At 64.2% G+C, this 14066-nt stretch carries 13 protein-coding genes; 1 reads left to right on the top strand and 12 read right to left on the bottom strand.

What is annotated here, in order from left to right:
• Window positions 1–169 precede the first annotated feature (169 nt).
• Complete coding sequence (locus AS26_RS06310) at window positions 170–652, top strand: flavin reductase family protein (RefSeq protein ID WP_062307378.1); 483 nt, start codon at window positions 170–172, stop codon at window positions 650–652.
• On the opposite strand, the gene AS26_RS06305 is transcribed toward AS26_RS06310, so the two are convergent.
• The 12 genes from AS26_RS06305 to menB all read right to left on the bottom strand — a co-directional run bounded on the left by AS26_RS06305 (window position 637) and on the right by menB (window position 13941).
• Window positions 637–1722 carry an MGDG synthase family glycosyltransferase gene (locus tag AS26_RS06305; RefSeq protein WP_245629647.1) on the bottom strand — a complete coding sequence of 362 codons (1086 nt, stop codon included), beginning with the start codon at window positions 1720–1722 and terminating at the stop codon, window positions 637–639. The genes AS26_RS06310 and AS26_RS06305 overlap by 16 nt on opposite strands.
• Window positions 1723–1766: 44 nt before the next feature.
• Window positions 1767–2396 (bottom strand): YkoP family protein, encoded by a 630-nt coding sequence (locus AS26_RS06300; RefSeq protein ID WP_062307373.1) that lies wholly within the window; start codon window positions 2394–2396, stop codon window positions 1767–1769.
• Between the two features lie 12 nt (window positions 2397–2408).
• Window positions 2409–3107, bottom strand: a complete 699-nt coding sequence (locus AS26_RS06295) for a polysaccharide deacetylase family protein (protein ID WP_062307371.1) — start codon at window positions 3105–3107, stop codon at window positions 2409–2411.
• Window positions 3108–3118: 11 nt separating this feature from the next.
• Window positions 3119–4291, bottom strand: a complete 1173-nt coding sequence (locus AS26_RS06290; RefSeq protein ID WP_062307368.1) for an MGDG synthase family glycosyltransferase — start codon at window positions 4289–4291, stop codon at window positions 3119–3121.
• Window positions 4292–4461: 170 nt separating this feature from the next.
• Window positions 4462–5316, bottom strand: coding sequence for a phosphate ABC transporter permease PstA (gene pstA / locus AS26_RS06285; protein ID WP_062307366.1), 855 nt, complete (start codon window positions 5314–5316; stop codon window positions 4462–4464).
• On the bottom strand, window positions 5313–6311 hold the full coding sequence (pstC, locus tag AS26_RS06280; protein WP_062307363.1) for a phosphate ABC transporter permease subunit PstC: 999 nt from the start codon (window positions 6309–6311) through the stop codon (window positions 5313–5315). The genes pstA and pstC overlap by 4 nt, the downstream gene beginning before the upstream one ends.
• A 25-nt stretch (window positions 6312–6336) precedes the next feature.
• Window positions 6337–7464, bottom strand: coding sequence for a phosphate ABC transporter substrate-binding protein PstS (pstS, locus tag AS26_RS06275; protein ID WP_062307361.1), 1128 nt, complete (start codon window positions 7462–7464; stop codon window positions 6337–6339).
• Between the two features lie 198 nt (window positions 7465–7662).
• Entirely contained in the window at window positions 7663–8499 is an 837-nt protein-coding gene (gene menH / locus AS26_RS06270; protein WP_062307359.1) for a 2-succinyl-6-hydroxy-2,4-cyclohexadiene-1-carboxylate synthase, read from the bottom strand.
• Entirely contained in the window at window positions 8496–10181 is a 1686-nt protein-coding gene (menD, locus tag AS26_RS06265) for a 2-succinyl-5-enolpyruvyl-6-hydroxy-3-cyclohexene-1-carboxylic-acid synthase (protein WP_062307357.1), read from the bottom strand. The genes menH and menD overlap by 4 nt, the downstream gene beginning before the upstream one ends.
• A complete protein-coding gene (locus AS26_RS06260) occupies window positions 10178–11536 on the bottom strand; it encodes an isochorismate synthase (RefSeq protein WP_062307354.1) in 1359 nt (452 codons plus the stop codon). The genes menD and AS26_RS06260 overlap by 4 nt, the downstream gene beginning before the upstream one ends.
• On the bottom strand, window positions 11533–13065 hold the full coding sequence (gene menE, locus AS26_RS06255; RefSeq protein ID WP_062307353.1) for an o-succinylbenzoate--CoA ligase: 1533 nt from the start codon (window positions 13063–13065) through the stop codon (window positions 11533–11535). The genes AS26_RS06260 and menE overlap by 4 nt, the downstream gene beginning before the upstream one ends.
• Window positions 13066–13122: 57 nt before the next feature.
• Complete coding sequence (menB, locus tag AS26_RS06250) at window positions 13123–13941, bottom strand: 1,4-dihydroxy-2-naphthoyl-CoA synthase (protein WP_062307350.1); 819 nt, start codon at window positions 13939–13941, stop codon at window positions 13123–13125.
• Window positions 13942–14066 lie beyond the last annotated feature (125 nt).

The following is a 14066-nucleotide window of genomic DNA, read 5'->3' as shown; positions in this document are numbered from 1 at the left end:
TATACCGGGCGCCCGCAAGTTCGACAATCGTATTTTCATAGATTTGCGAACAACGATTTTGTCCCATGATGTCCAATTCCGGCGAACCTCTGTCCGGGTCTGACAAGTTTCCGCAGGGCCTCGAGTCCGATACAATGAAAGAGGTTTGAACAACGAAAGGAGTCACATCATGGCAATTGACGAAAACGATTTTCGCAAGGCCTTGGCCCGCTTCGCCAGCGGCGTGACCGTCATGACAACGGCCGCCGACGGCGAGATGGGCGGAATGACCGTGTCGGCCTTCTGCTCGCTGTCGCTGCGCCCACCGCTTGTCCTCGCGTGCATCGACGAACGCGCCAGCCTCCTGCCGCTTCTACGGCGATCCGGCGCGTTCGCGGTCAATATTCTGTCCGACGAACAATCCGGCCTGTCCAACCAGTTTGCGAGCAAGATGTCCGACAAGTTTCAAGGCGTCGCCTACGATATCGGCCCGTGGGGCCAACCCCTCCTCGCCGGCGCGCAGGCTCACCTCGTCTGCACGCTGGTTCAGGAATGGGAGGGAGGGGATCACCGTGTCATCGTCGGACAAGTCGAGGCGGCATCCGTCGATGCATCGCGAAAACCGCTCCTCTACTACGCGAGCCAGTACGGCTCGTTTCACCCTCTCTCCTGAAGCACCACAGGAGCCGCGGCCGGTGCCCCTTCCTCCACCGCTCGATGGCGCTCCCACGCCCGAGCGAGACAGGCGGATACGTACGACGCGGCTCCGGGTTTCCCCAGCTCGACCGCCCGCAGCCGCATGGCGGGTTGCGTCTCCTCAGACCAGCAGGCGAAGAGGCGGTCGAGATCAGCCAGCGTGTTGGCAATCCGTCCGGCGCCGAGCCGCTCAATGCACTTCGCGTTTTCCCGCTCTTGCCCCGGCAGCGGCTTGTAAAACACCATGGGCGTGCCCGAGGCCAAGCACTCGGCGATGGTCACGCCGCCCGCCTTCGCGATGACAAACTCCGCTTGCTGAAGATGGCTCGCCACATCGTCCGTGAAACCGATGGGCCGAATCCTCGCGCGGCCCGCTCGCCCCGCGAAAGCCTCCACTCGTTCCAGCATGCGCGTGTTTCGACCGCACATGACCTCGATGAGGTGGTGGGGAAAGTGGCGAATGAGCCGCTCGAGTACACCCTCGTACTGAGGAAACACGCCTCGCCCGCCGGTCAAGAGTACGATGCGGCGCCCACCGTCAAGGCGAGAGAGCGCACACCGGCGAAACTGATCCCGCACCGGAATGCCGCCCACCTCCACGCGGACGTCCGCGCGAAGGCGGCGAACATGGGCCGCCGCTTCCTCCGTCGGCACGACGATGAGATCCGCATTCCCATGCACCCATCGGCTGTGCACCGCGAAATCCGTGAGCACCACGGCCACCAGCGGCCGCGGACCTGGCGGCAGCTTCGCCAGCGCGTGGTCCGGAAACAGTTGCACAATCACGTCCGGATGAAAATCTCGGATGGCGCGCCACGCCGCTTTGCGCGAAAAACGCGCCAAAAACGCCCACAGAGGGTGACGAATGGAGAAGTTTTTCGTCCAATCGTAACTCCAGCCGTAGAGCGCAGGCGCGTAACGCGTGGTCCATTCGAAAATTCGCTCGTTCACCCTCGCGAGCGATGCGTTGGTCTGCCGAAACGTGTCCACCGCGCGAACTTCCGCTCCGAGATCCCGCGCGAGCGCTTCCGAGAGCGCTCGCGCCACCTGGACATGCCCGTCGCCAAATGAAGCATAGAGCAGAAGACACCTCATGAGTCCAGGGACACAACCTCACCGCGGCCTTGGCCGTCGGCCATTGCGCCTTCGCGGCCCGGGAGCGAGCCTTCGCCAAACATCTCGATGATCTTCTCCTTGGAAGCGACGACGAGCTTCGGCTGTAACACATCTCGATGGGTCTCCAGGATATGATCCGCGTCCGGATTCACCATTCTCAGGATATTGGTCAGGTGCCAGCTGGTCACCGCGCGCACGAACGGATTGCGGAGCGGGTACGTGTGAAAGCCGAAGTGCTCGATGCCGCGATGGATCATGGTGATGCCATACAACACCTGGGCGTCTCGATATTTTTCATGTTGAACCGCTCTCGCGAGCGCAGGAAGTGAGACGCGCGCTTGCCTCAGCAGCCGCACAATGGCCCGCACAATGTTCGTGTCCTCGCGAAGCGCCCGTTCGATGAGCGCGTTGTTCATGTGCATTTCCACGACGGGATCGCCCGGACGAACCACAATCCCGTCCACCTCGAAGGTCCGACCGAGATACCGACGGCGGGCAACGAAAAACAGGTGCTCTGTGCCGGGCTCGAGTTCCTCCAGGTGCAGAGCGCGATGAAATAACGCTTCCCATGCATCAAAGACCGCCCGCGCTGCCCGATTAGGCATGGTCTCCCCTCCCTACTCGCATTCCGACGCGAGCACGAATGTGTATCCGCGTCTGCGCACTTCCTCGACCACGGCCGGGACGGCCGCAATCACGCTTTCCGGCGCACCGCGCTCTGCGCCCGGGGACTCATCGCTGTCGTGGAGCACGATGACCGAGCGCGCGTCGAGCTTGGCGACAATCCGGCGCACCAGTTCCTCCGGCGGCGTTCGTCGCCAGTCGCCCACCATGACGCTCCACAGCAGCATCGACATGCGGCGCCGCTTGAGCACGACGAGCGTCGCCAGGTTGCACGCTCCCCAGGTCGGCCGGTAGACGCGGGGCTCGATGCCGAACCGCTGCGCCAAGACGTCCTTGGCCCCCACGCACTGGCGCGCCGTGAGTCCGGGGGGCAACAGCGGCACAAACCAATGCCGATACCCGTGCACCTGCACTTCGTGCCCCTCCGCCAACATCCGCTCGACTATCTCGGGATGGCGGAGCGCGTGCTCGGCGATCACGAAGAACGTGGCTCTTGCTCCCGCTTCCCTGAGCGCGTCCAAAAGCCGGGGCGTGTACACGGGATGAGGCCCGTCGTCAAAGGTGAGCGCCACACACCCGGGCTTCGGCGTCCTGCGGATACACGAGCGCCCGAGGCCCCGAGTCCAGACGAACGGCAGCCCCGCATACACCACGAGAACGGCGAGGACCACGGCGATCAACCACTCGATCACGACATTCCCTCTCACGTCGGAAGAAGCTCGGGCGGCCACTCCGGCGACACGGAGCGGCACGGCAGCTTCTTCGTGGCATACAGTATGATCTTTTGCGCGATGCGCTCCGCCGCACCACAGCTTGGCATTGCACTACAGGCCTCGCGCATGCGGCTCAGAATCGACGGATCTTCGCGCACGGAGAGCAAGAACGCCTGAGCTTCCGCCGGAGACTTCACGCACACCGCCACACCCGCCTGCTCGGCGAAGCGCGCGTTAGCCTCCTCCTGACCGGGAATGGGCCGGTAGATGAGGAGGGGCAAGCGCATCGCAATGGATTCGGTCAGCGTGAGTCCGCCGGGCTTCGTGACGATGAGATCCGCCATCGCCATGTACTTCTCGATCTCATTGGTGTATCCGAACACGCGGACGCGCTCGCTCTGAAGGGCGGAGAAGCGGCGCTCCAGTCGGCGATTGTGGCCACAGATGATGAGATACTGCATCCCCGACTCGGGAATGAACGACTCCCACACGCCGGGATCGGCCAGAATCCCGCTCCCGCCTCCCATGAGCAAGATGATAGGGATGTCTTCTTGAAATCCGATTGAACGGATCAATTCAGCCCGATGCGCCAAAAGGCGCTCGACGTTTTCCTCCCTGAACTTCCGCCTGAGCGGGATTCCAACGACATCCACCGCGTCTTCCGGAATCCCGTAAGAGACGAGATCCCGCTTCACCTCGTCCGTGGCGACGAAGTAGTGGTCCGCGAAGTCGTGATACCATTGGCGATGGGCCGTGTAGTCCGTCACGATGGCCAGATTCGGAATATCGATTTTCCCCGCGCGGCGCAGTTCGCCGACGACCCCCATTGGCGTCGGAAACGTGCTCGCGATGCAGTCAGGTCGGTAGTACGCAATGTACTCCTCGATGCGCTCAATACCGATGTGGTTGACATATCGCTGAAGCGCGGAATCCGGGTCGATGCGCGACATGGATTTATAAAAAAGGCCGTACAAACCCGGCGCCCGCTTCACGCCCTGAATCAGGCTGAACTTCGCAAACGAGCGCAGCGCTGGATTCAGGAGCCCGACGTAGTCGACCACTTCCACTTCGGCATCTTTTTCCTTGAGCGCCTCCATCACGGCGTACGCCGCCTGGTTGTGCCCCGAGCCAAAGGACGCGGTCATCAGCAAAACGCGGCGCATTCGTCTCGCCCCCTCAAATCTTCCACAGCTCTATTCTAAACTTGAAGGATTCACCGGACAACTGAAGACAACTTTTGTTCTCCAAAAGAACAAAGCGGAGAAGGCATGGCGAACGCCTTCTCCGCTTATGGTATTCGTTGTCCGGCCCGAATAGCCGAGCCAAATGCGCGTTACGCCGCAGACCGCCCGCTCCGAGCCGCGGACCGCCACACCACAAAGCGCACGACAAGCTGGATGATGAGGATCAGCATGAGCAGGACAAATCCTGCCGCATAGGCCAGCTGGCGGGCCTGCGCGTAGGGCTCGTCCAGGTACGTGTACGCGACGTACGTCAGGTAGCCCACCTGCGAATGGGTCAGCGCGAGCGACGGATTGTTTGAATTCCATCCGGCCGTGTAGAGGAGCGGAGCGGTCTCCCCAAGGCCAATGGCGATGGCGAGCAACAGGCCCGTGGCCATTCCGGACGCAGCTGGACGCCAAACCGTCTTCAAAATGGCTTGCGTGCGCGTCATTCCGAGAGCCCAGGCGGCTTCCCGCTGCAACAACGGTACCTGCTGCAGACTCGTGTCTGTGGTCCGCAAAATATAGGGCAACATGATGAGCGTCAGCGCTACGCCGCCTGCCAGCGCGGAAAATCCCCAATGGAAGTGAAGCACCAACAACAAATAGCCGAAGTAGCCAATGACGATGGACGGCACGCCGGACAGGACCTCGGCCACAAACCGGATGACGGCGGCGAGGCGCGGCGGCGCGAACTCCGACGTGAAAATCCCACCCAGAATACCGAGCGGCGCGGCGAACACCACGCCGATGAACACGAGCTCGAAGGTGCCGAGAATGGCGTTTTCCAAGCCACCCGCAATCCCCTGCGTGGGTTCAAACAGCATGGACAAGCGAAACGAACGAATGCCCTGCCACAACACGGAGCCGACGAGATCAACGAGACCAAAGAGAACCAGCGCAAACGCCAGCCACGCGAGTCCCCAACCCAAGGCACTCTTCCACTTGCGCCGACGCCGTCTCATGGCGCAACCACCCCTCCGCGGCGCCGCGGGCGAACCAGCCATCGCGCCACGAGGTTCGTGGCAAGGGTGATGGCGAGAAGGAGCAGTGCGAGCTCAGAGAGCGCGTGGACAGCCATGCCCGAGGCGTCCGTCTCCGCGCTGTCCAACTGGTTCGCAATGAACGCGGCCATCGTGGAAATGGGGCTGTACAGGTTCTGTGGCAGGATGTTCGTCGCGTTGCCGGACACCATGAGCACGGCCATGGTCTCCCCCATCGCGCGCCCCCAACCGAGCGCGACGGCGCCAATAAAACCTTCGCGGATATACGGCAAAGCGATGTAGCGGACCACTTCCCATGACGTCATGCCGATCCCGAGCCCGCCCTCGCGCGCAAGCAGAGGCACCTGCACGAGCAGGTCGCGGGTAGTCGCCGTGATGATGGGCACAATCATCATGGCGAGGACGATGCCACTCGCCAGCAGGCTGTACCCTGTCCCTGTCTGTCCCCCGAAGAATGGGATGAAGCCGAGGACGGATTTCAAAAAGGGCGCAAACGCATTCGCAATCCACGGAACGAGCACAAGAATGCCCCAGAGGCCGATGACGACACTCGGAATGCCTGCCAACAGCTCCACCAAGATGTTGAGCAGGAAACCGAGCGGTCCACGCACGCGGTACGCCAGAATCAGCGCGGTTCCGACCGAGACCGGCACCGCGATGACGAGCGCGATGACGGACGACAACAGCGTGCCGACGATGAACACCAGTGCGCCGTAGGACGCGCCGGCGGGCGCCGTGATGCCGTTTCTGTGCGTCAGGGCGCCGTACAGATTTCCCATGTCCCAGCGCGTTTCGGTGAGAAAGTGTATCCCCATGAAGCGGATGGTGGGAATCGATTCAACCAACACGATGGCAGCAATCGAGACCAGGAACACGGCGGGGCTGGCGGCCCCGATGGCCGCCAGCACCCGAAAGCCGCGATCCCAGCCCTTGGCTGCCTTTGAAACCTTGCGCACGGCATGCCCTCCTGGTCTATCGGTTTCAGCCTTTGATCTTCTCGATCTGCGCCTCGCTCTTGGCGTGCACGCTCGTCGGCAGCGGCAGGAAGTGCACGGGCGTCAAAAACTTCGCGCTGTTGCCTTCCGACGGGTTGATAGCCCAATTCAAGAACGCCTTCAGCGCGTCCGCTTTGGCCGCATTCGGCTGATCGTCTTTCACGATGAGGTATTCGAAGTTGATGATGGGGTACGAGTTCGCGCCCGGCTCGTCGATGAGCGAAATCCGCTCGTCGGCCGGCACGTTCTTCACGCCCTCCTGCGCAGCGGCCTCGATGGTCGCACTGGTCGGCAACACGTACTTGCCGGCTTTGTTTTCAAGCGCCGCGTAACCAAGCCCCTGTTGGACCGCCTTGTCCAACCAGCTGATGCCCACATAGCCGATGGAATACGGCGTCTTCGCGAGCGCGGCCACTACGCCCTGGTTGCCCTTAGCACCAATTTCCGTCTGCAGACCTGGCCACGAGATGGTAGTGCCATACCCGTAATTCTGGTTCCACGCTGCGCTCGACTTGCTCAGATACTGGGTAAAGAGGAACGTGTCTCCGGAGCCGTCCGAGCGCACCACGGGCTTGATAACCTGATGCAGGAGCTTCACGCCCGGGTTGAGCGCTTTGATCTTCGCGTCGTCCCAGTACTGGATCTTGCCTTCATAGATCTCGGCGAGCACTTCGCCGCTCAGGTGGAGGTGACCCTTCACGCCAGGCAGGTTGTACATGATCTGCTGCGCAGAAATAGCCACCGGGATGTTCAGCATATCGGGATGCTGCTGAATCTGAGCGTCCGCCATGTACGCGTCCGACGCGCCGATGTCCGCCGTACCAGCGATGGCATCGGAGATGCCCGTTCCGCTCCCGGTCGACGCAGCGGTCATCTGCACGTCGGGGTGAAGCTTATGGTAGGCAGGAATCCACTGCGCGTTGAAGAGCGGATACAACAGCGACGATCCCGTCTCGGTGAGCGTGACATTCGCGACGCTGGCCGCCTGCTGGGACGAGTTGCTGGGCGCAGCGTTCTGCGTCGACGAAGACGAATTCGATGTTCCGCACCCCGCCACGACACCGACTGCGGCGACAGCCGCCAGACCCGCAAACCACTTCGAACGCAACTTCACGCAAAGGTCCCCCTTATCGTCTTCTTTGCTACGTAAGTTTGAGGCGGAAGCAGCAAAACCATCCGCCGCCCTCGAGGATGAGCGTAGCAAGGGGATGTGAAGGCGCCTTGGAGAGATGCTGAATTTGGTGTGAAGATTTGTCGGAAAGAGCTTCACAAACTTTACACGGGGTTTACAAACGAGGGCAGGGCGCCTCCGTCAATGCAGGCGCCCCGGTGCACAGAGGAATTGCGCGAACCACTCGGCGAAGCGATCCGGTTGTTCGAGGTGCGGCGTATGACCCGCGCCGTCGATGCGGACGTGCATGGCGTTTCGCAGGCGGGATCGCATGCGTTCGGCAATGCCGGTGAACTTCGCATCCAGCGCTCCCGTGACCAGCGCGACAGGCATCGCAAGTTGGTCCAACATGTCCCAATACGACGGCTGCCGCCCCGTCCCCAACCCGCGCAGGCTCTGCGCGTAGCCGCGCGCGCTGCCCGAGAGACGAACGGCGCGCTGAAGGGCCTTCGCCTCCTCGGGCAGCGCCTCGTGCGTTGCAAAGATGGGGCGGCGCTCCCATTCGGAGACGAACCACTCAAGACCGCGCGCTTCCATCTCGTCGGCCAGGCGGTCGTCTTCATGCCTTCGCGCCTCGCGCTCGCGCGGATCTTGGATGCCTGGCGAGGCAGACTCCAACACAAGCGCCCGCACGCGGTGAGGAAAATGGATGGCGAATGCGAGCGCCACCCGCCCGCCCATCGAGTAGCCGACCACCTTGCAGGACGAGATGTCGAGTTCGTCCAGGAGTGCGTCGAGATCGTGCACCGTCTCGTCCATGGAAAGCCGCGCAGCGTCCTCGGGCACGTCGCTCGCCCCGTGCCCCAAGAGATCCGGCAGGATGGCCGACGGCTGGCAGCCGAAGCGGAGCATCCGTTCGAGCACGGGCACGAACACGTCGCCGGCACCGGTGAAACCGTGCAGAAATAGGCATGGCTCGTCCCCCGGGATGAAGCGGTACGCGTATCGAACACCTCGGACGAAGGCCGTGCGCTTCATAGCACACTCACGCCCATCGCGCTTGCGAGCCGCGCGAGAATGTCCCGGTACACCTTTGGGCTCTCGTCGTTTGGAAAGCGAGCCTCCACGACCGTGAGCCCTGATCCACGCATGCCTTCGCCCACCGCGGCCAGGAAGTCGTCGCCGCCGCTCGCGCACACGTACCTGCCTCCGTAGGCGCGCACGATGGGCGCGAAGTCGAGTTCGTGCGGCGTGGTGAACCAATGGAGCGCTTCGGGCCTATCCGCCTGCGCGAGGTGTCGAAAGATCCCGCCGCCGCCGTTGTGGACGAGTACGACGACGAAGGGAGACGCCAGTTCGCGAGCCGCGGCGAGCCCGTTCAAGTCGTGGTAAAACGACACGTCGCCAATCGCGAGGAGCGTCGGCTTCCCCGACGCGATGGCGTGGCCGAGCGCCGTCGACGTGACGCCGTCGATCCCGCTGGCGCCGCGATTCCCGTGCACGTCGACGCCCGCCCTCGGCCGCGCCAAGGCGTCCGCGTCCCGAATGGGCCGGCTGTTGCCAAGCACGAGCACGTGCCCCGCATTCAGGGACTCGACTGCCAGCCGCACCGCTTCTCCCTCAAACCAGGGCACGAATTCCGCGAGCGCGCGCCGCGCGACCTCGGCTGCGCGCCGCCAAGCCGCCCTGTATTCGCGCCAATTGCCATACACGCGCACCTCTTCGAGCCACGGCGTCGGATCTCCGACGACGATGTGCGTGGCCAGGTGCCCGCTGTCGCGATACAGCGGCGTCTCGTCAAACACCACAACTTCGGCCTTTGCGCTTTGCAACCAAGAGGCGAGCGCCTTGGACGTCGGCTCGCCGCCAAACCGCAGAACGAGATCGGGAGGTTCCGGCGCAGCGCCGGCGCGGAGGACGAGATCGTAATACGGCGCGCTCGCCTCGCTGTCGCGGCATTGACTCAAGATGTCCGCCAGGAGAGGAATGCCGCAGGCGGCAGCGAACCGAGCGACGCCCTGCGCCAACCGGCCAGGCCGCATGGGGCCGGCGACGACGACCGGCCGCTCGGCCCGGGCGAGCGCCTCCTCCACCTGGGCGATCGCGGCAGGCGCGCACGCTGGACTCGCGGCAGGCTGTCCCTGAATGGCGGGAAGCTGCGCAAGCCCGGCGCATTCGCTTCTCTTGGGAGGCAGGAGAGGTTCTCGAAACGGCAGATTGATGTGCACGGGCCCCTCGGGGACGGTCCTCGCGGCGAGCCCGGCGCGCAACGCCAGGCCGCGTAAGTCGAGCGCGAGGTGGGCCCTGTCCTCCGGCGTTGGCGCTTCACAGGCCCACTTGACGTGCGCGCCAAACAGATTTGGCTGGCGAATGGTCTGATTGGCCCCGACCTCGCGCAACTCGGCGGGTCGATCCGCCGTCAGCACGACGAGCGGGACGCGAGAGAAGTACGCCTCGACGACCGCGGGGTACAAATTCGCGACCGCCGTGCCCGACGTGCAGACCACGGCCACCGGCTCCCCCGACTGTCGAGCGAGGCCAAGCGCAAAGAAGCCGGCGGATCGCTCGTCCATATGGGACACGAGCCCGATGCCGCCATGCTCGAGAAGCGCAAACACGACAGGCGTGTTGCGCGATCCCGGCGAGATGACCGCGCGCCGCACCCCGCTCGCGTACAACCCGTCCACCAGCGCGTGCACAGGCCACAGATCCGAATTCAAGGCCCCACCTCCTCCTGAACGCCCAAGGCCTCGCGCATCGGCCGGAGCTTGAGTTCGCTCTCCTCCCACTCCGCGACCGGATCCGAGCCCTCGACAATCCCACACCCAGCGAAGAGCACGGCTTCCCCAGCCGCCACGAAGGCCGAGCGCAGGCATACGTCGAGCTGACCCTCACCCTCGGCGTACGTGCCAAACGCACCGCTGTAATATCCGCGCGGCCAGCCCTCGTGGGCTGTGACGTAACTGGTGGCCTCGCGCTGTGGGGCCCCCGCGACCGCCGGGGTCGGATGGAGCGTTTTTGCGACATCGAGGAGTCCCACCCCAGGGTTCAGCCGACCCGTCACCTGCGTCCGCAAATGCTGCACGTTCGCCAACTTGACTACCGAGGGCTCCGGTTGGGCCTCGACGCGCTCACACAGCGGCGCGACCGCTTGCAGGACGTGATCGACCACGGCTTGATGCTCCCGCCGATGCTTCGCGCTCGCGACGAGTTCGGCCGCAAGCTGTTGGTCCTCCTCGTCACTCCGCCCCCTGCGCGCCGTGCCGGCGAGGCAGTCGATCTCGACGGTCCGCGCATGCACGGAGCAAAGCCGCTCGGGGCTAGCGGCCACAAGCCACCGACCCTGCCACGAGAGCGCAAAGACGTGGCTGTCCGGATACCGCGAAGCGAGGAGCTCGAGGGCCTCGTCCAGCGGACGCGTCACGTGGCCCGTGACGTAGCGCGCCACCACCACCTTGCTGAGGCGCCCCTGGCGAATTTCCCGGAGCGCGCGCTGGATTTTGTCCGTAAATCGGCGAAAGTCCTCAGGAGCTTCGAACGCGGGGCGTTCCTCCGATGACTGGTCCTCTCCGTGGATGTCGAGGAGGTCCATCACGTCGGCCCGCACGTCCATCTCGTCCGCGCCGCGAGGCGGGAGGTAGAGCACCTCCGCCACGTCCGACGAAGCCGCCTTGGTGAGGTACAACCTCGGCGCAAACCAGATGGACTTCGGCCAAGCGGCCCACATGCCGAGCGGAAGGGCGCGGAAGTCGAACGGAACCGCGCCAAACCATGGGAGGCCGGGAGGGAGCTGCTCTTCCGCAAAGCGAGCTTTCAAATCCTCCCAGTCATCGTCCGAACTCGCCACCAGCCGGCGGTACACGCCCACCCCAAAACGCTCGTCCCCACTCGGCGGACGGCTGTACACGGCGGGCTCCCAGCGATGCCAGTGCGCGAGCGACGCAAGCGAGCGATCAAACGGAACGCGCAGCCGAACGGGCGCGTCGGACGGTCCGCGCGCCGACCTTTCGGAAAACGCCTCGACGATTCGCGCCATGAGGCTTTGTCGCAGCGCTTCACGCGCCGTCACGCTCATCCCTGCATCACCCACTTTCTCATCTCGTAACGCATCAACTTGCCGGACGCCGTGCGAGGCAGTGCATCGACTTGCCGAATTTCAGCCGGCACCTTGTAGTGCGCGAGCCGCGCCCGAAGCTCTTCGCGCAGCGCGCGCGCCATCTCGTCCGTGAGCACTTTGCCCGGCTCCAGCACGACAAATGCAACAGGCACCTGTCCCCACTCGTCGTCCGGCTTTCCCACAACGCCCGCATCCACCACACCCGGAAGCGCGAGCATCTGCGACTCAATCTCGGCCGGGTACACGTTTTCCCCGCCCGACACGATGAGGTCCGCGCGCCGGTCCAACACGTACAAAAAGCCGTCTTCATCGAAGCGCCCGATGTCGCCGGTGTGCAGCCATCCCCCGGACAGGGCGCGTTCCGTCTCCTCTTTTCTGTTATAATAACCAGCGAATACAGTCGGGCCCTGCACCAGGATCTCGCCCTCGACACCCGGCGCCGTGGTGGGGCCGTTTGGCCCCTGCACGGCAATGCGCGTGTTGGCGAGCGGGCGCCCGGAGGATCCCATCTTGCGCAGCGCGTCCGCCAGGTCGATGGTGGCCACCTGCGTGTTGGTCTCCGTGAGTCCGTAGCTCTGCGCGACGGGCAGGCCGAGTTCAAGCGCCCGCTCCAGGACGGGGCGAGGACAGCCTGCGCCGCCCATCAGCATCGCGCGCAGACGCGACGGGTACGGCCCGCGCCGCAGCTTCAGCAGGCGCGCGAGCATCGTCGGCACGAGCGACACCAGCGTGATTTCGCCGGAGGCCAAGGCGCGATCGACCCGCTCCGCGTCGAATCGGTCGTGCACGACGGCTGTCGTCCCGTAAATGAGGCTTCGCATGAGCACGCCCATGCCGCCGACGTGGAACAGCGGCATGGGAACGAGCCAGTGCTCGTCGGGATCGAGGCCGAATTGAAGGACCGACGCCATCGCGCTGTACCAATGGTTTTGATAGGTGATCATGGCGCCCTTCGGTCTGCCGGTGGTTCCGCTCGTGTACACGATGGCGTGCACGGAGGTCAGCGACACGTCCACGGATGCGACGGGGAACGCCCCCGCCGGCGACGCCTCGGCCTCCCAGGCGCGTTCCGACACCAGGACGGTCTGCACGGGGCGCGACACCGCGTCAGCCACTTGCGACGCGAGGGGCGCCGCCGATTCGTCGCAGAGCACAATCGACGCCCCGGAGTCCTCGAGTTGATACGCCAATTCCGTCGGCTGCAGGCGCCAGTTGAGCGGCACCAATACGGCGCGAAGCAACATCAGCGCGTGCAGACAGAGCGCGTGCAGCAGACCCTGATGGCACATCACGCCGACGCGATGGCCCGGGCGAACCCCGAGCGCGAACGCTCTCGCCGCCATCGCCGTCGCCGCCGCGTGCAACTCCCCGTAGGTGATGGCGCGGTGGTCCGACTGAAGGGCCACGCGCCGTGGCCTGCGCTCCGCGTGGATGGACAGCCAATCCGGGAGGGAAACGATGGGCGCCTGCGCGCTCTCTAGATTCATGATGGCCGCTCACCCCCGCCTTCAAACGCGGTTGTCCACGGGCGTGAACTCGCCGGTTCAGGGCAACCGCGGGAACTTGCTGAAATCCGGTGGACGCTTTTCGAGGAACGCGCGGGCGCCCTCCTTCGCCTCGTCCGTCATGTAGTACAGCATGGTGGCATCGCCGGCAAATTGCTGCAGCCCGGCCGCGCCATCGGTATCCGCGTTGAACGCCGCTTTCAGGAAGCGGATGGCAATCGGGCTCTTCTCCAGGATTTCCTTCGCCCAGCGGATCGATTCCTCCTCGAGCCGCTCCAGCGGGACCACCGCGTTGACGAGCCCCATCTGCAGGGCTTCCTGCGCGTTGTACTGCCGGCAGAGGAACCAGATCTCCTTCGCCTTCTTCTGGCCCACGAGCCGCGAGAGAAGCGAGACGCCGTAGCCGCCGTCGAAGCTTCCGACCTTCGGCCCCACCTGGCCGAACACGGCGTTCTCCGCCGCAATGGTCAGGTCGCAGCAGACGTGGAGCACGTGGCCTCCGCCGATGGCGTAGCCCGCTACCACCGCGATGACCGGCTTTGGCAGCGTGCGAATGAGCCGCTGGAGATCCAACACGTTCAGCCTCGGGACTCCGTCGCCGCCGACGTAGCCGCCGTGACCGCGCACACGCTGATCGCCTCCCGAACAAAACGCCTCGTTCCCTTGGCCGCGCAGCAGCACGACGCCGGTGGAGCTGTCGTCGCGGATGTGTTGAAAGGCGTCGATCATCTCCATCACGGTCTCAGGCCGAAACGCATTTCGGACCTCGGGGCGGTTGATGGTGACCCGCGCAATGCCTTCGGCCCGCTCATAGATGATGTCCGTGTATTCTTTGACTCGCTCCCAATTGAGCGCCATGAGTAAAGCCTCCTCGCGCCATGTGTTTAGGCTCTATTCGTGTCCGATCTCGTCGATTGACGCGAACTCATTATAGACCTTGTCCCATAGGGCTGCAAAAGCGATGGACGGTTGCCGTCCGTGTC

This window comes from Alicyclobacillus sendaiensis NBRC 100866 (assembly GCF_001552675.1).
Lineage (GTDB): Bacteria > Bacillota > Bacilli > Alicyclobacillales > Alicyclobacillaceae > Alicyclobacillus > Alicyclobacillus sendaiensis.
The sequence above is the reverse complement of the archived record's forward strand: the minus strand, read 5'-3'. Positions and strand labels throughout refer to the sequence as shown.